The 19402-nt window shown below is 70.2% G+C and carries 18 protein-coding genes; 4 read left to right on the top strand and 14 right to left on the bottom strand.

Annotation, left to right across the window (positions count from 1 at the left end):
* Window positions 1–54: 54 nt before the first annotated feature.
* Entirely contained in the window at window positions 55–819 is a 765-nt protein-coding gene (locus tag HOW07_RS12330; RefSeq protein WP_175117302.1) for a lytic transglycosylase domain-containing protein, read from the bottom strand.
* Between the two features lie 53 nt (window positions 820–872).
* On the opposite strand from HOW07_RS12330, the gene HOW07_RS12325 reads away from it, so the two are divergent.
* Complete coding sequence (locus HOW07_RS12325) at window positions 873–1361, top strand: YajQ family cyclic di-GMP-binding protein (RefSeq protein ID WP_056014685.1); 489 nt, start codon at window positions 873–875, stop codon at window positions 1359–1361.
* A 342-nt stretch (window positions 1362–1703) separates the two neighbouring features.
* Here the strand turns inward: HOW07_RS12325 and HOW07_RS12320 are convergent, their stop codons facing one another.
* The 8 genes from HOW07_RS12320 to HOW07_RS12285 form a co-directional block, all read right to left on the bottom strand.
* Entirely contained in the window at window positions 1704–2741 is a 1038-nt protein-coding gene (locus HOW07_RS12320; protein ID WP_071258686.1) for an alpha/beta hydrolase, read from the bottom strand.
* Between the two features lie 73 nt (window positions 2742–2814).
* On the bottom strand, window positions 2815–3912 hold the full coding sequence (locus tag HOW07_RS19180) for a hypothetical protein (RefSeq protein WP_217485302.1): 1098 nt from the start codon (window positions 3910–3912) through the stop codon (window positions 2815–2817).
* A gap of 87 nt (window positions 3913–3999) precedes the next feature.
* A complete protein-coding gene (locus HOW07_RS12310) occupies window positions 4000–5385 on the bottom strand; it encodes an FAD-dependent oxidoreductase (protein ID WP_079003279.1) in 1386 nt (461 codons plus the stop codon).
* A 113-nt stretch (window positions 5386–5498) separates the two neighbouring features.
* On the bottom strand, window positions 5499–6560 hold the full coding sequence (locus HOW07_RS12305) for a polyprenyl synthetase family protein (RefSeq protein ID WP_371743669.1): 1062 nt from the start codon (window positions 6558–6560) through the stop codon (window positions 5499–5501).
* A 102-nt stretch (window positions 6561–6662) separates the two neighbouring features.
* Complete coding sequence (locus HOW07_RS12300) at window positions 6663–7100, bottom strand: hypothetical protein (protein ID WP_175117300.1); 438 nt, start codon at window positions 7098–7100, stop codon at window positions 6663–6665.
* Between the two features lie 143 nt (window positions 7101–7243).
* Window positions 7244–8803 carry an APC family permease gene (locus HOW07_RS12295; protein WP_064294589.1) on the bottom strand — a complete coding sequence of 520 codons (1560 nt, stop codon included), beginning with the start codon at window positions 8801–8803 and terminating at the stop codon, window positions 7244–7246.
* 150 nt (window positions 8804–8953) lie between these two features.
* Window positions 8954–9658: a demethylmenaquinone methyltransferase gene (locus HOW07_RS12290; protein WP_175117298.1), complete on the bottom strand. Its 705-nt coding sequence runs from the start codon at window positions 9656–9658 to the stop codon at window positions 8954–8956.
* A gap of 63 nt (window positions 9659–9721) precedes the next feature.
* On the bottom strand, window positions 9722–10402 hold the full coding sequence (locus HOW07_RS12285) for an SDR family NAD(P)-dependent oxidoreductase (protein ID WP_121292651.1): 681 nt from the start codon (window positions 10400–10402) through the stop codon (window positions 9722–9724).
* A 101-nt stretch (window positions 10403–10503) separates the two neighbouring features.
* Here HOW07_RS12285 and HOW07_RS12280 point away from each other — a divergent pair, with 101 nt between their 5' ends.
* Together HOW07_RS12280 and HOW07_RS12275 are read left to right on the top strand one after the other, a co-directional pair.
* Window positions 10504–11346: a helix-turn-helix transcriptional regulator gene (locus HOW07_RS12280; RefSeq protein ID WP_121292649.1), complete on the top strand. Its 843-nt coding sequence runs from the start codon at window positions 10504–10506 to the stop codon at window positions 11344–11346.
* 88 nt (window positions 11347–11434) lie between these two features.
* Window positions 11435–12673 (top strand): isochorismate synthase MenF, encoded by a 1239-nt coding sequence (locus HOW07_RS12275; RefSeq protein ID WP_371743668.1) that lies wholly within the window; start codon window positions 11435–11437, stop codon window positions 12671–12673.
* A gap of 17 nt (window positions 12674–12690) precedes the next feature.
* Here HOW07_RS12275 and HOW07_RS12270 read toward each other — a convergent pair whose 3' ends face one another.
* From HOW07_RS12270 to HOW07_RS12260, 3 genes are read right to left on the bottom strand one after another with little or no spacing between them, the layout of a single operon-like run.
* The gene (locus tag HOW07_RS12270) at window positions 12691–13554 is read right to left on the bottom strand and encodes a polyphosphate kinase 2 family protein (protein WP_121292646.1); all 864 of its coding nucleotides are present in this window, start codon (window positions 13552–13554) and stop codon (window positions 12691–12693) included.
* Window positions 13555–13609: 55 nt separating this feature from the next.
* Window positions 13610–15346, bottom strand: coding sequence for a 2-succinyl-5-enolpyruvyl-6-hydroxy-3-cyclohexene-1-carboxylic-acid synthase (gene menD, locus HOW07_RS12265; protein ID WP_175117296.1), 1737 nt, complete (start codon window positions 15344–15346; stop codon window positions 13610–13612).
* On the bottom strand, window positions 15343–15765 hold the full coding sequence (locus HOW07_RS12260) for a PLD nuclease N-terminal domain-containing protein (RefSeq protein WP_064294595.1): 423 nt from the start codon (window positions 15763–15765) through the stop codon (window positions 15343–15345). The genes menD and HOW07_RS12260 overlap by 4 nt, the downstream gene beginning before the upstream one ends.
* 71 nt (window positions 15766–15836) lie before the next feature.
* Here HOW07_RS12260 and HOW07_RS12255 point away from each other — a divergent pair, with 71 nt between their 5' ends.
* Window positions 15837–16181: a DUF4229 domain-containing protein gene (locus HOW07_RS12255; RefSeq protein ID WP_064294643.1), complete on the top strand. Its 345-nt coding sequence runs from the start codon at window positions 15837–15839 to the stop codon at window positions 16179–16181.
* Here HOW07_RS12255 and HOW07_RS12250 read toward each other — a convergent pair.
* Window positions 16122–17156, bottom strand: a complete 1035-nt coding sequence (locus HOW07_RS12250; RefSeq protein ID WP_121292643.1) for a 1,4-dihydroxy-2-naphthoate polyprenyltransferase — start codon at window positions 17154–17156, stop codon at window positions 16122–16124. The two genes, HOW07_RS12255 and HOW07_RS12250, sit on opposite strands and share 60 nt — an antisense overlap.
* A gap of 39 nt (window positions 17157–17195) precedes the next feature.
* Window positions 17196–19337 carry an acyltransferase family protein gene (locus tag HOW07_RS12245; RefSeq protein ID WP_371743667.1) on the bottom strand — a complete coding sequence of 714 codons (2142 nt, stop codon included), beginning with the start codon at window positions 19335–19337 and terminating at the stop codon, window positions 17196–17198.
* Between the last annotated feature and the right edge of the window lie 65 nt (window positions 19338–19402).

The raw sequence follows: 19402 nt of genomic DNA, 5'->3' as shown, positions 1-19402 counted from the left end.
TAGCTGTCAGACCGCCGGACGCGAAATCAGCATCGGCATCCGTCACCGAGCCGCTCAGCGCTTGTCGGACGGCGCGGCTTCGGCGTACTCGTTCGCCGCGGCGGCGACCCGCCGAAGGTACTCGGGTGACGAGTTGTACGCCCGGATCCCACTCAGCCAGCCGTCCTCCGTCCGCATGTCGTAGTCGCTCGCCCGGCAGAGGTAGTTCGCGGCAGCCATCGCCGCGTCGTCGAGGTTCTGCGGGTCGAGCACGCCGTCACCACTCGCGTCGGTCCCCCAGTTCTCCCATGACTGCGGGATGAACTGGAACGGGCCGACGGCACGGTCGTGGACCGGGTCGCCGTCGATGAGCCCCCGGTCGGTGTCGGTGATCTCCTCGGTCTCGCCACCCTTCAGCGGCACACCGAAGATCGGCGGTGTCACGACGCCGTCCTCACCGAGCTTCGAGCCGTCGTGGCGACCGTGGTCGCTCTCGGCGAACCCGACAGCCGCGATCGTCGTCCAGCCGATGCCGCACTCCGGCGTCAGCTCGGCCTTGCGGATGGCGGCACCGGCATAGGACCGCAGGGCGCGCTCGGGGATGCCACTCGCCTCGGCGACCTCGGTGATCCACTGGGGATCGGCGAGGTCGACGTTCGCGACACCGCCGTCGGGGGCGTCGCTCTTCGGCGGGAGCTCGACGGGAACCGCATACGGGACGGGGGCCGGCTCGGGAGCACAACCGCTCAACACGAGCACACCGATCACCAGGGTCGCTCCGGCGAGCGCCCCTCGTCGTCCGACGATGGTCCGCTGGTCCTGCTTCACCGGGCTGCGCATCGCACCCACCCAACCACACCTGCCTGAGCGACACCGGCGCTACCATGGTCCACATGGCAGATTCATCGTTTGACGTCGTGAGCAAGGTCGACAAGATGGAGGCGGACAACGCCCTCAACCAGGCGCACAAGGAGGTCGAGCAGCGGTACGACTTCAAGAACGTCGGTGCCTCGATCGCCTGGAGCGGCGAGAAGATCCTCATGAAGGCGAACACCGAGGAGCGCGTGAAGGCGATCCTCGACGTCTTCGAGTCGAAGCTGATCAAGCGCGGCATCTCGCTCAAGAGCCTCGAGGTCGGCGACCCGTTCGCGAGCGGCAAGGAGTACCGGATCGAGGCGACCCTCAAGGAGGGCATCAGCCAGGAGATCGCGAAGAAGGCCAACAAGCTCATCCGCGACGAGGGCCCGAAGTCGGTCAAGTCGCAGATCCAGGGCGACGAGCTCCGTGTCTCGTCGAAGAGCCGTGACGATCTCCAGGCCACCATGGCGCTGCTGAAGGGCGCCGACCTCGACATCGACCTCCAGTTCGTCAACTACCGCTAGCTGGTCGGACGCGGTCGATCACCTCGATCGCGTCATGATCGACCTCCGCACCACTCTCTTCACCGGAGCACCCGATCCGGTGGGCTCCCGTTCGGCACGGTGCCGGACGAACCGCACCCGCGCGAGCGGGCTCGATGGTTGGAGTGGAGCAGTGGATCACCAGAGACCCGCGGACGGGTCGCATCTCGAACTCTTCCGGACCTCGCGCGCCGGCCAAGAGGTCGGCGTCCCGTGCTGGTGCGCGATCAGTGCGAACCACAGCTACGCCGACTGGCTCGCCGCCGGGCGACCGGATCCGCGCCGTCCGATGGGCTCGCGACGACACCTCCCGCCCACTGAACGCTAGCGGTCGGCGGTCGGCGGTTTCGTGAGGTAGCCGCGTCCCCACGCGACGATCTGCTCGAACGCGCGCTGTCGGACGGGCTCCTCGGACAGGAAGACGTCGTGCAAGGCGCCGTCGAGTCGCACGATCGTGACGGTCTCGCCCAGGTCGAGCGCGCGTTCCGCGACCGCGTCGACGTCGAGCGCGGTGTCACTCCGCATCATCGCGTCGTTCCACCGCGGCAGCAGGACACTCCGCGCCGAGAGCAGCGTGAGCGCCGGCACGCGCAGCTGCAGGCCTGCGTCGACGAGCCGATGCCCTCGCAGGATCGCGTTCAACCACCCGGGATGCAGCGGGAACCCGTGGAGCGGCCGCCAGGCGAGGTCGTAGTCCCAGGCCCCGTCCATCGTGCTCGACACGGAGCGGGTGTAGAACCCGAGGTCGACGACGGGGAGCTGGGCACGCGGATCGATCCGCGATCCGGCTTGGACGAGCGGGGCGATCGCGAGCCGCCCGAGCTGCCTCGCCTGGAATTCGAGCCACGGACTGTTCAGGACGAGACCGGCGACGCGATCCTGGTTCCTGGCCGTCCAGAGACTGAGGGTGAGCCCGCCGGTCGAGTGGCCGAGGAGGACGAGTCGGCGCCGGGTCCGCCGCCCGGCGGCGTGCTCGTCGGAGCCGTGCCCCATCACCGAGAGCGCGGCCTCGATGTCCTCGTCGTACGTGCGGAGGTCGTCGACGTATCCCGGCGTCTGGTGCGGGCGGAGGCTCCGGCCGTACTTGCGCAGGTCGAGTGCGTAGAACCGCGCTCCGAGCCTGGCCCAGAATCGCGCGAGGTGGCGTTGGAAGAAGTAATCGGACCAGCCGTGGACATACAGGACGTCGATGCCGTCCGCGACGTCGGGCAGCAGGAACTCGCCGAGCTGCTCGAGGGGCGGCATCCGGTAGCGGACGAGGGTCGCGACGACGTCACCTTCATCGTCCGGTTCGAGGGTCAGCGTGCGCTGCTGGAAGCCCTCGCCGAGGATGTCGGCGGTCCACCCGCGAGATCCGGCCATACCGCCACGTTACCGCGCCCCGTGATCGGTGGGCGGATGGTCGGGCTCGCCCGCCGACCATCCGACGTTCCGACTACTGCTGGTACGGGTTGTGCTGCTGCGGGGCCTGCGGCTGCTGTCCGTAGGGCTGCTGCGCCTGACCGTGCTGCTGCGAGCCGTGGTCGTGCTGACCCTGCTGGTGCTGGCCCTGCTGCTCGTGCTGACCCTGCAGGAACTGCTGACCGTGCTGCTGACCGCTGTGCTGCTCGTGCGGAGCGTCGGCGAGGCCCTCGGGTGCGACGAACCGCGTCGCGAGCACGGCTCCGATCGTGAGGAAGCCCGCGAGGGTGACCCCGTAGAGGATCGGCGACAGGAAGCCCTGGTTGACGAAGAACGCCGGCGTGCCGTATTGCTCGACGACACCGCGCACGATGGTGACGATGAGCACCACGAGCAGTAGGACGCCGGTGCCGACAGCTGCCGCGATACCAACCGACTGGATCAGGTCGCGGGCGGTCCGGACCCGCGTGAGCGGACGGACCATGATGAGGATGAGTGCCGCCCCTGCGCCCCAGAGGGCGATGTTCACGAGGTTCGCACCGAAGCCCAGCAGGACGTCACCGACGGGGAAGTACTCCGAGATGCTGAAGAACGACCCGATGATGCCCACCAGTGCGACGGCCGCAGCGATACCCGCTGCGATGCCGACCGACACGAGCGCGAGACGCGTCTCGCGTGCACGAGGGTTCGGCGCCTTCTGCGGAGCCTGCGCGTACTGCTGCGGCTGACCGTACTGACCCTGCTGCGGCTGACCGTACTGACCCTGGGGGGCTCCGTACTGACCGGTCTGCTGCGGCTGACCGTACTGCCCCGTGTCCTGACCGTACTGGCCGGTGTGCTGCGGCTGGCCCGGGTGCGGCGGCTGGCCGTACTGGCCCTGCTGCGGCTGACCCCACTGGCCCGCCTGCTCACCGTTCTGCGGCTGGCCCCACTGGCCACCCTGCTGCGGAGCCGGGGTCTGCTGACCCGCCTGGTTCCACTGCTGCTGCACGGGATCCGGGTGCATCTCCCCGTACCGCGGCTGCTGCTGGTGCTGCTGCCGGCCGTCGGCGACGAATGCCGGCGGCTCGGACGGCGGTACGGACGTCGGCTGCTCCGACGGGACGTTCTGGGGCGCGTTGGGGTCGGTCATCCGTCCAGCATAGTGACCGACGCCCGTCGGAACCGGGTTCCGTCGAGCGGCTTGACGCGGGGCGATCGGCGGGATCGCAGGCGCGGCTCAGGCAGACGGTGTCCCGGTGCCCGAGGGCTGCGCACGCGAGATCGCCACCATCTCCTCACGCGGCACCACCTTGATGCGGGCGCGACCCTGTGGTTCACCGAGCGCGATCTCATGCTGGTCGAGGAGGTGCCAGCCTTCGAGGTCCGTGTAGGCCACACCGCGCGACTCGAGCAGCGCGACGACGGCCTCCTCCTCCGGTTCGGCCGGCGCCCACCAGTCCGCCTGATCGTTGATGACGTGGCTGATGGTCTCCATCGCGTCCGACTTCGTGTGGCCGATGAGGCCGACCGGACCACGCTTGATCCACCCGGTCGCGTAGACACCCGGGACGCGCTCGTTGCTCTCGGGGTGGAGGACCTTGCCCTCGTGGTTGGGGATCACGCCGTGCCTCGAGTCGAAGGGCACGCCGGGCAGCGGACTTCCGAAGTACCCCACCGCGCGGTAGAGCGCCTGGATCGGCACCTCGCGGATCTCACCCGTGCCCTCGACCCCGCCCTGACCGTCTGGTCTCGTCCGCTCGTACCGGAAGGCGGCGACCTTGCCGGAACCGTCGTCGACGATTTCGACCGGCTTCGCGTAGAAGTGCAGGTGCAGTCGGCGCGAGGCCTGACCGGTCTCGCGCTTGCGCCACTGCTGCAGGACGCGGTCGATGACCATGACCTGCTTGTTGCTCGCCACCGCCGCCTTCGACGCGTCGTCGTAGTCGAAGTCCTCGTCGGCGAGGATCATGTCGACGTCGTTGAGCTCCCCGAGTTCGCGGAGCTCCAGCGGCGTGAACTTCACCTGTGCGGGCCCGCGACGCCCGAAGACGTGCACGTCGGTCACCGGCGACTGCTGCAGCCCCTCGTGGACGTTGGCCGGGATCTCCGTCGGGAGCAGATCCTCCGGGTGCTTCGCGAGCATGCGAGCGACGTCGAGCGCGACGTTCCCGTTGCCGATCACGGCGATCGACTCCGCTTCGAGCGGCCAGGTGCGTGGGACGTCGGGGTGTCCGTCGAACCAGCTCACGAACTCCGCGGCACCGTACGACCCGTCGAGGTCGATCCCCGGGATGTCGAGCGGGGCGTCCTCGACGGCGCCCGTGGAGAAGATCACGGCGTTGTAGTGGTGCTTGAGGTCGTCGAGCGTGATGTCGACGCCGAAGCGGACGTTGCCGAAGATCCGGATGTCGCCTCGGTCGAGGACGTCGCGGAGCGCGTTGATGATCCCCTTGATACGCGGGTGGTCGGGCGCGACGCCGTAGCGGACCAGGCCGTACGGGGCCGGAAGCTGCTCGAAGAGGTCGATGGAGACGTCGAACTTCCGTTCCGCCTTGAGGAGGATGTCCGCCGCGTAGATGCCTGCGGGTCCTGCGCCGACGATGGCCAGCCTGAGCTTGGTCACGGTGGTTCCTTTCGTGTCCCCGTGCGGGGTTCCGGGTGCTGCCGGTGGAGCGCTCCGGCCGTCATGCATGCGCATCTGGGATGCCGTGCCGCCCCGGTGGAGCGGCGCGGCCATCAACTCCTTCGGTCGACGATCGCCTTCGCGAAGTGCATGAGCGCCTTCTTGACCGAGCCGTCGGGCAGTGGTGCGAGTGCAGCGATCGCCTCGTCCGCCCACTGCCGGGCCTCGGCGAAGGTCCGCGCGGTCACGGCGTGGTCGCGCAGGGTGGCCACGAGCGCGGCGAACCGGACGGGGTCGTGGTCCGTCTCCGTGACCTCGGCGTCGAGACGGGCGACGAGCGCTGCCGCCTCGGGGTCGGCGACGGCCTCGCGGCGCAGGTAGAGCATGGGGAGGGTGACGACGCCGGCCCGGAGGTCGGTGCCGGGGACCTTGCCGGTCTCCTCCGGTTGCGGCGACAGGTCGATGACGTCGTCGATGAGCTGGAAGGCGATGCCGACCTTCTCGCCGAACTCGACGACCGCGCTCTCGTACGCCTCGGGGGCGTTGGAGAAGATGACGCCGCTCCGGGCCGCGGCGGCGATGAGCGACCCGGTCTTGTCGGCGAGGACCTGGATGTAGTGCTCGACCTCGTCCTGGCCCTCGCGAGGACCGGTGGTCTCGTGCAGCTGCCCCAGCACGAGGCGCTCGAACGTGGCGGCCTGGATCCGGATCGCCCGCTCGCCGAGGTCGGCCATGATCTGGCTGGCGCGCGCGAACAAGAGGTCGCCGGTGAGGATGGCGGTGTTGTTGCCGAACACCTGGTGGGCGCTAGGCACGCCTCGACGCTTGTCGGCGTCGTCCATGACGTCGTCGTGGTAGAGCGAACCGAGGTGGGTGATCTCGATCGCCTCGGCCGCCCGCAGGACGTTGTCGGTGATGCCGTCGCCGAGCTGGGCGATGAGCATGGTGAGCAGGGGGCGAACCCGCTTGCCGCCGGCCTCGAGCAGATAGCGCGCGGTGACGTCCACGAGGTCGTCGGTGAACCCGAGCTGCTCCTCCAGACCGATCTCGAGGCGGGCCACGCCGTCGTCGATGGTCTTGGCGAGCTTGCGGTCTGCACCGGTCGCGAACATGCGTTCGGCAAGCCCGGCCTGGCTGGCCAGGTTGCTGACACGGCGGGTCGCGCTGGGATTCACAGCCCTAGCCTAGCCGGGGCAGCCCGTCACCGGTGCCGGAGGACCGGAATCGACGGGCGCGGTCAGGCGATTGGCAGCTGTGGTCGGACCACATGGCTCGAATCAGCGGAGTCGCACGCCCTCGGCGTCGTAGAACGCCAGGTGCGGGAACTCGTGCGCGAGGTCGAGCAGCATCGAGTACCCGTCGGTGTTGAGGGGCGGCCACGTCCAGGCGTCGACGCCCTGAGCGGTCGGCAGCGCAGCGCGGAAGAGGCCGGCCTCGACGCCGGTCCCGAGGTGTTTCGGTGGCACGACGACGAGGGCGATCCTGGCCGACGGCCCCGACGCGACGAACTGGAGCCGCGCACCGGTCGCGTCGTCTCGCACGATGAACTCGCGGGTGCCCGGGGTGTCCGGCGGGATCTCCGTGGTGTCGTAGCGCTCGTACGGCTTCACGAACGCGGACTTCGCCCGCCTGGCGTTCATGAGGATGACGACGAGCACGAGACCGACGATCGCGATGCCCCAGATCCACGGGCCGCCTGGCAGGGTGTCCAACATCCCTCCAGTATGCCGGGCCCGCCTGGACGACCCCGGGAGATGCCCTTCGACAAGCTCAGGGACCGGAGGAAAGCTCAGGGACCGGAGGAAAGCTCAGGGACCGGAGGAAGGCTCAGGGACCGGAGGGAGGAGGGACCCGGAGATCAGGTGAGACCACCGTCGACGGAGCGGCCGTACTCGATCGGCTCGTCCGGCACGAGGACCTCGGTGTCGCGGTTGAGGCTCTCCCCGCGGAAGAAGGGCCGCGAGGCCTTGCGGCCGTACCAGAGCAGCATGAGCACGAACCCGAAGGCCAGCGAACCGACCCCGATGACGAACGTGCCGCCGACACCGAACAGGACCGTGTAGCCGTAGTCCACGTCGAACATGTCGATGCAGCTCTGCACGAAGGCGTAGGTGAGCATCAGCGCACCGAGCAGCGGGAACAGCCCCTTGAAGAAGAAGTCCTGTGCGGAGCGGAAGAGCACCTTGCGGAAGTACCAGACGCACGCGTACCCGGTGATGCCGTAGTAGAAGGCGATCGCGAGTCCGAGCGACAGGATCGAGTCGGCGAGGATGTTCTCGCTCACGAGCGTCATGCCGACGTAGTAGACGATCGCCACGATGCCCATGACGAGTGTGGAGAACGACGGGGTCTTGAACGTCGGGTGGACGGTCGCGAACCGTTTCGGGAGCGCCTTGTAGGCGGCCATCGAGAGCGTTCCACGAGCTGTCGGCAGGATCGTCGTTTGCGTCGAGGACACGGCCGAGATCAGGACGGCCACGACGAGGATCCAGGCCCAGGGGCCGAGCACGAGGTCCTTGAGCGCGAGGAAGATGTCGTTCGCGTTGTCCTCGTTGCCGAGCCCGGTGCCCGTGTCGCCGAGCCCGGCGTAGGCCATGGCGGCGACCGTCACCGTGACGTAGGTGACGAGGAGGACGACGGTCGAGATGAGCGCTGCGCGACCCGGGATCTTCTGCGGGTCCTTCGTCTCCTCGTTCAGGGCCAGGCAGGTGTCCCACCCCCAGTAGATGAACAACGCGAGCAGCACGGCCTCGATGAACCCGTGATAGTCGCCGAAGGCGAACGGATTGAACCAGTCGAGCGAGACCGGCGTGGCGTTCGGAGCCGTGCCGTTCGCGACGCCGATGAAGGCGAACACGGCGAACAGCACGAGCGCGAGGTACTGGATCGCCAGGAGGATGTTCTGGATCCGCTCCCCCAGCTCGATGCCGCGGTACGAGACCCACGTCATGAGGGCGATGAACACGACACCGGTGGCGGTGACGAGTGGGACGTTCGAGGCGAGGGAACCGTCGCCGATGAGCAGCCACAGGTACTGCCCCGCGATCTGTGCGAGGTTCGCGAGCACCACGATGCCGGCGAGCGCGACGCCCCACCCGCCGATCCAGCCGGTGACCGGGCCGAAGGCCTTCGTCGCCCAGGTGAAGGTGGTGCCGCAGTCCGGTACGTCGCGGTTCAGCTCGCGATAGGCGAACGCGATGAACAGCATCGGGATGAAGGCGACGATGAAGGCGATCGGCGCCTGGGCGCCCACGGCGAGCACGACGAACCCGAGCGTCGCGACGAGCGAGTACACCGGCGCGGTCGACGCCAGGCCGATGATCACGGAGCCGAAGAGGCCGAGGGTGCCGGTGGCGAGACCCTTGCCGCCGGTGGGTGATGCCGGCTGCGACCCGCGGGCCGTGTCCTGTGCTGTCATGACGGAACGGTAGGGCCGGGTGCACCCGTGTGTCAATGCTCCCGTTCGGGACCGGGCTACGGAATCAGTCGCCCCGCCTCATGCGAAGTGACGGGATCAACCGGTTCCACCCCTCGGGAATGCCGAGACGAACCCCGATGGTGACGCGACTCAGGCCGACTTGAGTCCCCGGTGCAGGGCGACGATCCCGCCGGTGAGGTTGCGGTACGCAACGTGCTCGTAGCCCGCTTCGCGCAGCCAGGCGGCCAGCTCCGGCTGGCTCGGCCAGGCGCGGATCGAGTCGTTCAGGTAGGTGTACGCCTCGGCGTTCGACGATGCGACGCCCGCCACGAGCGGCATGACCCGCTCGAGGTAGAGGTTGTAGGCGGCGCGCATGGGCCCGAACGTCGGCGTGGAGAACTCGCAGATGACGATCCGGCCGCCGGGCTTCGTGACCCGGAGCATCTCGGCGAGGGCGTCCTTCGGGCGGACGACGTTGCGGAGGCCGAAGGAGATCGTCGTGGCGTCGAACTCCTCGTCGGCGAAGGGGAGGTCGGTCGCGTCGGCCTCGACGAACTGGATGTCGGAGCGGTCGGCGTACTTGTCGCGACCCACGGCGATCATCCCGGGCGAGAAGTCGGCGGCCACGACCTGCGCCCCGTTGCGGGCCAGCGCCGCGGAGGACGTGCCCGTGCCGGCGGCGAGGTCGAGGATGCGCTCACCGGCGGCCGGACCGACCGCACGAGTGGTCGCGATGCGCCACAGGGCGTCGTTCCCGACGGAGAGGACCGCGTTCATGCGGTCGTACTTCGTCGAGACGTCGTCGAACATGGCCGAGACCTGCTCGGGCTGCTTGGAGAGGTCGGCGCGGTTCACCCCTCCATCCTACGTCCGCGCCGCTGGGAGCCGGCCGTCCGAGCACGGCTCCCAGACTCACGCTCAGTAGTCGATGCGTCCGTGCCGGTTGTGGAACTCGCCGGTGGGACCGTCCGGACCGAGCAGGGCGAGCGCGACGGTCGCGTCCGTCCCCTCGGTCACCGTCTGGTGGCCGCCGTGCCCGTTGAAGTCGGTCGCCGTGTAGCCCGGGTCGCTCACGTTCACCCGGAACCCGGGCAGGTTCTTCGCGTACTGCACGGTGAGCGTGATGACGGCCGCCTTCGACGCGGCGTACGGGATCGTCGGCACCGCGAACTCGTCGGCCCCCTCGGTGGTGAGGAAGCGCGGCCACCCGACCCCCGAGGCGACGTTCACGATGACGGGACGGGACGAACGGCGCAGGAGGGGCAATGCCGCCTGGGTGACGCGGACGACACCCACGACGTTCGTGTCGAGGACGTCCTGCATCGACTCCGGCGCGAGGTCGTCGACGCCGAAGGACGTGCCGAGCACGCCGGCGTTGTTGACGAGCACGTCGAGCTCCGGGAGCGCCGCGAGGGCCGCGTCGACGCTCGCCTGGTCGGTGACGTCGAGCTGGACGGGGTGGGCGCCGAGTGCGGCGACGGCATCGCCACGGCCCAGGTCGCGCATGCCGGCGTAGACGGTGTGGCCGGCGTCGATCAGTCGGCGTGCGGTTTCGAGTCCGAGGCTCTTGTTGGCCCCGGTGATGAGTGTGGTGGTCATGGGTCCATGCTCCGCCCGGCAGGGTCGGCCCGCCAGGCCCCGGTCGACAGGAGGACCGGCAGTACCAGGATGCGGACCGCCGCCGGGGGCACAATGGCCGGATGGACGAATTCGCCGGTGTGCTCCGGGCCTGGCGCGAACGGGTCTCCCCTGCCGAAGTCGGTCTCCCCGCCGGCCCAGGACGACGGACTGTCGGCCTGCGCCGCGAGGAGCTCTCCGCCCTCGCCGGCATCAGCGTGGACTACATCGTCAGGCTCGAGCAGGGTCGCGCCAAGAACCCTTCGCCGCAACTCCTCCGGGCGCTCGCGGTCGCCCTCCGACTGACGGATCAGGAGCGCGACCACCTCTACCGGGTCGCCGGAGCCGCTCCACCACCGCCCGGGGTCGTCCCCCGGCACATCGGTCCGGGTGTTCAGCGCATCGTCGACCGGCTCGGCGACGTGCCACTGGCGGTCTTCTCCGCCGCCCACGACATCCTGCTCTGGAACCCGCTGTGGGCCGCGGTGAACGGCGATCCCTCCGCCCTCGTCGGCGACGATCGCAACCTGGTGTGGCGGCACTTCACCGCGGGGCACGAGGGCACCGACTTCGACGAGCAGCACGAGGAGGAGTTCGCGAGCGACCTCGCCGCAGACCTCCGGGCCGCGGTCGGGCGCTACCCGCGGGACGACGAGCTGGCTCGACTCGTGGCCCGGCTGCGATCGGTGTCGCCCGAGTTCGAGCGGCGCTGGGCGGAGGCCAGGGTCGCGGAGCACCGGGCGAGCCGCAAGACGGTCACGCGGACGCCGGTCGGACCGATCACCGTCGACTGCGACGTCCTGTCCACGCCGGGCGGCGACCTGCGCATCGTCGTCTACACGGCCGCACCGGGCACCGAGGACGCGGCGAAACTCGCGCTGCTCGGGGTCACCGGGTTGCAGACGATCGGCACGCCCGGCCGGTGAACGCCCCACCGACCAGGCCGTGAGCACCCCGCCACCGGTCGGGCTGCGGCGGGGAGTGACCCCTCCTGCGCGGGCGTAGGGTTGAACGGTGACCATTCCCCTGACCTCGTCACTGGTCGCCCAGACCGTCGCCATCGACGACCCGCGCCAGCTCCTCCCGTTCGCCGACCAGACCTCGCCGCTCCTCTGGGTGCGGAAGGGTCACGGGCTGGTCGGACTGGGTGAGGCGCTCCGCCTGGAGTTCTCTGGCCCCGACCGGTTCACGCGTGCCGCGGCGGCCTGGCGGGACGTCTGCGCCGCAGCAGTGGTGACGGACGAGGTGCGGCGGCCCGGGACCGGCCTGGTCGCGTTCGGCACGTTCGCCTTCGACGACGAGTCATCCGCGACGAGCGTCCTCATCGTGCCGCGCACGATCATCGGCCGGTACCCCGACGCGAGCTTCATCACGCGGGTCTCCCTCGGCGACGGCGCCGAGGACGTCGATCCCGTGACCACGGCGTACGGGCCGGAGTACCGCATCCAGCTGACCCCCGGTGTGCAGAGCCGCGAGGGGTATCTCGACTCGGCCGAGCGCGCCATCGCCCGCATCAAGGCCGGCGGCCTCAGCAAGGTCGTGCTCGCTCGCGACCTGGCCGGGCACCTCCCCGAGGAAGCGGATCGCCGCCGGGTGCTCCACGACCTCGCCCTCGCCTACCCCGACTGCTGGACCTACGCGGTCGACGGCTTCATCGGCTCGAGCCCGGAGACGCTCGTCCGAGTGGATCGGGGTGCCGTCTCGGCGCGCGTCCTCGCCGGCACGATCTCGCGTGGTCCCGACGCCGAGAGCGACCACGACCAGGCCGTCGCACTCATGACGAGCGCGAAGGACCAGGGTGAACACCAGTTCGCCGTGCAGTCCGTGCTGACGGCGCTGCAATCTCACAGTCCGCAGTTGCGCCGCAGCGAGGTCCCGTTCACCCTCAAGCTGCCGAACCTCTGGCACCTCGCGACCGACATCGACGGACGACTCTCGGACGGCTCGTCCTCGCTCGACCTCATGGACGGCCTGCACCCGACGGCCGCCGTCGCCGGAACCCCGACCCGCGACGCCGTCACCCTCATCCGCGAGCTGGAACCGTTCGACCGTGGTCGCTACGCCGGTCCGGTCGGGTGGGTGGACGCCTCGGGCGACGGCGAGTGGGCGGTGGCCCTCCGCTGTGCGCAGATCGCACCCGACGGCGACATCACGGCCTACGCCGGCTGCGGCATCGTCGCCGACTCGGACGCCGCGACCGAACTCGTCGAGACGAAGATGAAGTTCCGTCCGATCGTGGAGGCCTTCGGCTGAGCCGAGGCCCCACCGGTTCAGCTCGCCGCGAGTCGCGCCTGCTCGACGGCGATGTCGTAGTCGGCCGGCGGCCACTGCGGATCGATGTCCTCGAGGGCGTCGAGCAGCAGACGTTGGACCGCGATGCGCGCGTACCACTTGCGGTCCGCCGGCACGACGAACCACGGGGCTGCCTCGGTGCTCGTGCGCTCGAACGCCACCTGGTACGCGTCCTGATACGCCGGCCACAGCTCCCGTTCGTCCACATCGCCGGGGTTGTACTTCCAATGCTTGTCCGGACGCGCGAGCCGATCGGCGAGCCGTTCCTTCTGCTCGTCGGCGCTGATCTGCAGCATCACCTTGACGATGCGGGTCCCGCTCGCGACGATCCCCGCCTCGAAGTCGTTGATCGCTCCGTACCGGCGCTCGATCTCGTCCGGCTCCGCGAGCCGACGCACCCGGCCGATGAGGACGTCCTCGTAGTGCGAGCGGTCGAAGACGCCGATCTGACCGGGCTTCGGCAGGTGCGGCTCCACCCGCCAGAGGAAGTCGTGGGAGCGCTCCTCCTCCGAGGGCTTCTTGAAGGCGTAGTGGTGCACGCCCTGCGGGTCGACGGAGCCGACGACGTGCTTGACGATGCCACCCTTGCCCGCCGTGTCCATCGCCTGCAGGACGAGGAGCACCGCTTCCGGGGCTCCCTGCGTGCTCGCCGCGAAGAGTCGCTCCTGCAGTTCGGACAGGGCGGGCACCCCCGCGTCCAGCTCGAGCCTGCCTTGCTGCTTGTCGCCGTCGAAGCCCGGCGTCGACCGGGGATCGACGTCGGCGAGGCTGAACCCCTCACCCACGCGCAGGGTGTCTCGAGGAGGCGCGGTCCAGGTCGATGCGTGCTTCGATGCCGTCATCCGCCCATTGTGGCCGCAGGTCGCGTCGGAAGTCGACCCCGGGAGGACCCACGGATCAGGCGCGCGGCAGCGGGACCTCGATGAGGACGGGACCGGTCACCGGCGCGGTGAACGCCTGGTCGAGTTCCGTGCGGGTGCGGGCCGAGCGGTACTCCCAGCCGTAGGCCGTCGCGAGCGACTCGAGCCGGACGTGCTGCGGCGTGTACTGGACGCGGTCGAAGAGCGCTCCGGGTGCACTCTGGGCGACCTCGAGCGCGTCGAAGATGGTGCCACCGCCGTCGTTGCCGACGATCACCTGGAGACGCGGCGCGACGCCGTCGTCCAGGAGGAGCGCTCCGACGTCGTGGAGGAAGGCGAGGTCGCCGAGGAGCACCCGCGTCACACCGGGACCGCCGTCGGCCTGGCTCGCGAGCGCGATCCCCGTGGCGGTGGCGATGGTGCCGTCGATGCCCGCGAGTCCGCGGTTGGCGTGCACGCTGATCTTGCGGCCGGGGACGAGACCGTCGGCCACGCGGATGAGCCTCGACGCACCGACGACGAGACGGTCGTGCGGCCAGGTGGCACGCCAGACCGCGTCGACGAGGACCTCGCGGCTGACCGGGAGGCGGACGGCCTCGAGCTCGGCCCGGACGGAGGCCAGTCGCTCGGCGGGTGTCGTCGAGTGCAGCCCGTCGAGATCGGGTGCTGCGGGCGAGGGGTCGATCACCCGTTCGCGGGATCCGACGACCCACGCTCCGAGCCAAGCGCGATCCCCGGGACCCGCCTCGACGGCTACCGAGGACACGATGCGGTCGGCCCGTCGTCCGGGGTTGTAGACCTCGGCTCCGGCCGGGGCGACGACGATCGTCTCGACCTGCGGCTGCTGGAGCAGGAGCGGGACCTCGCGGCTGAGTGTCGGGTGGCCGAACACGACGACGCGCTCGACGGCCTCGCGGTAGTCATCCTCGCGCAGCAGCTCCCGGTAGGCGGCGATGACGTTCCGCCCGAACCGCGCTCCGCTCGACACCTCCGCGATGAGCGGCCACCCGCCGTCCGCCGCGAGCTGCTCGGCGGCCGGGCCGGAGTCGTGCCCGGCGACGACGAGGGTCCTGGGTCCACGCTCGAGCACGAGATGCGGTCGACCCGGGTAGAGCGGTGCCTCCGTGACGGCGTCCGTCGCGACCGGGACATCGGGGGCCGGCTCGGTCACCTCGGGTTCGAAGCTGCCCGAGAGCGGCTCCCGGAACGCGAGGTTCAGGTGCACCGGGCCCGGGTCGAGGACGTTCGTCGCGGCTCGGTACGCCCGCCGGGCGAGATCGCGGGCGGCGTCCTGCTCACCCGATTCACCGGTCGGGGTCTCGACGACCACGGCGAGGCGCGCGGCGAATCCGTAGAGGTCGTCCTGCTTCGTCGTCTGGTTCGCCCGGATGCCGTGCGCCTCGGCCGGCCGGTCGGCCGTGAGGACGATGATCGGCACGCGAGAGTGATGCGCCTCGAGGACCGCCGGATGCAGGTTCGCGGTCGCCGTCCCCGAGGTCGTGATCACGACGGCCGGACGGTCGGTCTCGACGCCGAGGCCCAAGGCGAGGAAGCCGGCGACCCGCTCGTCGATGCGCACGTGCAGGGTGATCCGTCCGGAGGCCGCGAGCTCGGCGGCGGCGAGCGCGAGCGCCTGGGACCGGGAGCCGGGACAGACGACGACGTCGGAGACACCCGCGGCGACGAGCGCGTCGAGGAGCGACCATGCCGACGCGCTGGCCGGGCTCGACGAGGGAGCCGAGCCGACGGGCTCGGGAGCGGCGGACGGGTTCACGAGGCGCTCGGGGCGCCAGGCGGTCTGCGGCCGGAGCCGTCGTCGGGCGTGTCTGATCCTGGCGCGGGGTCGTCGTGCGTCGTCGCATCCGGGCTCTCACCCGACTCGTCGTCGAAGCGGTTGAGCTCGTCCTCGAGGTCGCGGATGCGCTTCGTCTGCGCGCGGTCGGCGTCGAGCTTCTTGAGGAAGTCCGGGTCGTCGTCCGGGGCTGAGCCACGGGGCACGGCCTTCGGAGCACGGACCCGGCCGATGATCCACCAGAGGACTCCGCCGATGACCGGCAGGAGGAGGATGGCGATGATCCACGAGGTCTTGCTGATCCCTCGGACACGGTCGCGCGGCATCGTGGCACAGTCGACCACCGAGTACACGATGAAGACGACTGCCGCGACGGCGAGGCCGATCCAGAGACGAACCATGTCTCCATCGTAAACGCCAGGTGACGTGATTACCTGGGGTTGCCTTCAGGCGGGACGCCTAGACTTATGTGGTGAAACGCGTTCCCGCCGCCGTCCGGTACACCATCCTCCGCCTCCTGGCGTTCGTGGTGCCGCTCCTGCTCCTCGTCTTCCTCACGGGTCTGCAGCCCTGGGTCGCCGCGATCATCGCCGCGATCATCGGGCTCTGCGTGTCCTACATCTTCCTGCGCACCCCGCGGGAGACCGTCGCGCAGGAGCTGTACGCCCGTCGACACGGCGACAAGCCGACGCCGCACGACGACGAGGACTCCGAGGACGCGGCGCTCGATGCGAGCGCGGCGACGCCGGAAGCGTCGTCAGCCGGCGATGCCGGGCGTGTAGAAGAACGCCAGACCGAGGATCACCCCGAACGCTAGCTGCACGAGCCCCGTCAGCTTGAGCGCCAGGATCTGCTCTTTGGCCGTCGTGGAGAACAGCACGATCACGCACGCCGGGATGGCGGCGAGCAGCGCGAACATCGTGAACCAGGCGATCGGGTAGAACAGCGCGAGGAATGCGGCGATGCCGAACGGCACGAGCAGCAGGACGCAGTAGAGCACCTTCGACGCGATCCGGCCGATGAAGGTCGACAGGGTGCGCTTCCCGACCGCCTTGTCCTGTTCGAGGTCGCGGAGGTTGTTGACGACGAGCGCGGCACAGGCGATGAGGCCCGCGCCGATCGCGCCGAACCATGCCTCCTGGTTCACGGTCCCGACCTGGACGAAGGTGGTGCCGAGTGTGGCGACGAGGCCGAAGAACACGAAGACGAAGACCTCGCCGAGCGCGAAGTACCCGTAGGGACGCTTTCCGCCCGTGTAGAACCAGGCGGCGACGATCGCGACCGCCCCGACGAGGAGCAGCCACCAGAACTGGGTGAGGATCGTGAGGACGATGCCGGCCACGGCCGCGATCCCGAAGAACACCAGCGCGACGGTGAGGACCGTCTTGGGCTTCGCCGCGCCGGAACCGGTCAATCGGCTCGGGCCGACCCGCAGGTCGTCCGTTCCGCGGATGCCGTCGGAGTAGTCGTTGGCGTAGTTGACGCCGATCTGCAGCGCGAGCGCGACGACGAGGCAGAGCAGCGCGCGGACCGGGTGGTAGACCCCGGGCCCCGCGATGATCGTCGCGGCGCCGGTGCCGATGAGCACGGGGGCGACGGCCATCGGCAGCGTGCGGATCCGCGCAGCACCGACCCAGTCGCCGAAGGTCGCCGGCTTCGCGAGGGGGGTCTTGCGACCACCGCTGCGTGCGGGGTTGCCCGATCGTCCACCGTTCGCGCCACGACCCGCCGTGGGGCGCTGTGCGGACGTCTTCTGCTGTTTCGGCGCTGCCGGCCGTGCTCCATGTGCCACGACGGCGAGTCTACCCGCGGAGCCTCGGGGCGGACGGCGTCACAGGGCCCCGGCGGCCTGGAGCGTCTGGAGGATCGCTGGAGCGATGTGCTCGGCGAACGCCGGGGTGAGGTGCACGCTGTCGTACTTCGTCGGCGTCGTCCCGGCGAACGCCGGGCAGACGCCATCCGCACAGCTGAACGGGAGCGACGAGACGAAGCGCTCGCCGGCCGCGGCCGCCGCGGACCCGGTCGCCGCGGCGAAGTCGTTCCAGGCCGCGTCGACGCCGACGGCGCAGTCCTGCGGACTGGACACCCGCGAGTAGCAGGACCCGAGATCCGCGCCGAGCGGCGGCGGCGCGAGGAACACGACGCGACCGGGGACCTGATACCCCGCCGTCTCGGCGAGCGCCGACGCGACCATCGACGTCGTGTCGAGCGATCGGCCGTCGGTGGTGCGACCTGCGGCGAACGCGTTCGAGACGATCACGAGGTCGGGCTGGTCCGCGGCGATGCGTTCGGCGATGTCGTGCTTCCGCGTCGGGCAGTCGTCCATCACCCCGGCGCCGCTGTTCTGGATGAGGTCCTGCGTGAAGCGGCACCCGTAGAGGCCGATGGTGGTGATCCGTACGGCACCGCCGCTCTGATCGGCGATAGCCCGGAACGCCGGCGCGTAGGCGAGCGCGGTCGAGTCGCCGACGAGGTAGACGTGCTTCGGCGCGGACGCATCGCCCCAGGTGCACGAGCCGTCGTCGGGCGTCGAACCCAGGTCGAAACAGGCCCGGGCGGGGTTGGTGCTCGAGGTCGCGCGGATCGCGTCGTCGAGGCTCGGCGAGAGGTTGTCGGGCCATGCGGAGGCCTGGCTCGCGAGTTGCAGCTCGGCGGCGATGCCCTGGAGCGGGTCTCCCGCCGGTGCCGCGACGGCCGCCGGTCCACCGGTGGCCACCGGCATGCGGAGCGAGGGGCCGATGGCGATCACCGCGAGCCCGGCGACGATCACGAGCCCGACCACCGAGTAGAGGAACTGGGAGGCGAACCGCTCGCGCCAGGCGGCCCAGGCGGCGTCCCTGGCGTCACGGTCGCCGTGGAAGGAACCCACGAGCGGCGTGCGGTGCAACGGCTGTTCGATGAGCAGGAAGGAGAGCACCGAGACCCCGAGGATGAGCCCGAGCATCCCCGGGACCGTGCTGAGGGCGGTGTCGGGGACGAGCATCGGCACGAACACGAGGATCGGGAGGTGCCAGAGGTAGAGCGAGTAGGAGATCGCTCCGACGCCACGGCTCAGCGGGTTCGCGAGCGGGAACATCCAGCGCGGGTACGCGGGACCGGCTCCGGTCCCGGCGGCGATGACCAGCATCGCGGCGGCGACGGGGGCGACCGCCCAGGGACCGGGGAACCCGATCGACCCGGTGATGAGCAGCGCGGATGCGACGATGCCGACGAGCCCCGCCCATCCGGCGACCACCCGGAGCGCCAGCGGCACCCGGGCGAGGAGCGGAGCGAACACGGCCAGGAGTGCGCCGGCCCCCAGCTCCCACACTCGCGCGCCGGTCGCGAAATAGGCGGCCTGCGGGGCCGCCCCCGACTGCCACACGGCGACGGCGAAGGAGGCCGCGATGAGGACGACGAGGACGCCACCGACGACGAGGCGCGAGCGCAGCACGGGTCGGGCTCCGCGGGCCGCGACGGCGAGGAGGACGAGGAGCAGCACCGGCCACACGAGGTAGAACTGCTCCTCGATCGAGAGGGACCAGAAGTGCTGCAGCGGTGATGCGGCGTCCGTCGCGTGGAAGTAGTCGGTGCCCGACGCCTCGAAGCGCCAGTTCGAGACGAGCAGCGCGGCCGACACCGCGTCCCACCAGGTCGCGAGCGCCCGCGGCGCGTTGAAGAGCCACGACGCCAGCGCGACGGTCGCGGCGAGGACGACGAGCGACGCGGGCAGGATCCGCTTGATCCGCCGACCGAAGAAGGCCGGCAGGGAGATGCGTCCGGAACGCTCGTGCTCGCGCAGGAGCAACCCGGTGATGAGGAAGCCGGAGATCACGAAGAACACGTCCACACCCACGAAGCCGCCGGCCGGTCGGCCGGTCGCGTGGGCGAGGATCACGGCGGTGACTGCGACCGCCCGCATCCCCTGGATGTCGGCGCGGAACGCCGTGGTCGGCCTCGTGGGCGCAGCGCCCGTGTCGGTCCCCGTTGTCACCTGTCGTCGTCCCCCGGCTACGGTCGCTCGTCGACACGCATGAGAGAGCATGCCCTATGCGACAA

The sequence above is a fragment of the Plantibacter sp. MCCC 1A11337 genome (genome assembly GCF_013349365.1).
Lineage (GTDB): Bacteria > Actinomycetota > Actinomycetes > Actinomycetales > Microbacteriaceae > Plantibacter > Plantibacter flavus_A.
The sequence above is the reverse complement of the archived record's forward strand: the minus strand, read 5'-3'. Positions and strand labels throughout refer to the sequence as shown.

Excerpts from the sequence above, each read along its gene's own strand:
- HOW07_RS12285 (WP_121292651.1), bottom strand. The coding sequence starts at position 10,402 with ATGACCACCACACTCATCACCGGGGCCAACAAGAGCCTCGGACTCGAA.
- HOW07_RS12260 (WP_064294595.1), bottom strand. The coding sequence starts at position 15,765 with ATGGTTCGTCTCTGGATCGGCCTCGCCGTCGCGGCAGTCGTCTTCATC.
- HOW07_RS12280 (WP_121292649.1), top strand. The coding sequence starts at position 10,504 with ATGGACGAATTCGCCGGTGTGCTCCGGGCCTGGCGCGAACGGGTCTCC.
- HOW07_RS12320 (WP_071258686.1), bottom strand. The coding sequence starts at position 2,741 with ATGGCCGGATCTCGCGGGTGGACCGCCGACATCCTCGGCGAGGGCTTC.
- HOW07_RS12270 (WP_121292646.1), bottom strand. The coding sequence starts at position 13,554 with ATGACGGCATCGAAGCACGCATCGACCTGGACCGCGCCTCCTCGAGAC.
- HOW07_RS12300 (WP_175117300.1), bottom strand. The coding sequence starts at position 7,100 with ATGTTGGACACCCTGCCAGGCGGCCCGTGGATCTGGGGCATCGCGATC.
- HOW07_RS12330 (WP_175117302.1), bottom strand. The coding sequence starts at position 819 with ATGCGCAGCCCGGTGAAGCAGGACCAGCGGACCATCGTCGGACGACGA.
- HOW07_RS12295 (WP_064294589.1), bottom strand. The coding sequence starts at position 8,803 with ATGACAGCACAGGACACGGCCCGCGGGTCGCAGCCGGCATCACCCACC.
- HOW07_RS12325 (WP_056014685.1), top strand. The coding sequence starts at position 873 with ATGGCAGATTCATCGTTTGACGTCGTGAGCAAGGTCGACAAGATGGAG.
- HOW07_RS19180 (WP_217485302.1), bottom strand. The coding sequence starts at position 3,912 with ATGACCGACCCCAACGCGCCCCAGAACGTCCCGTCGGAGCAGCCGACG.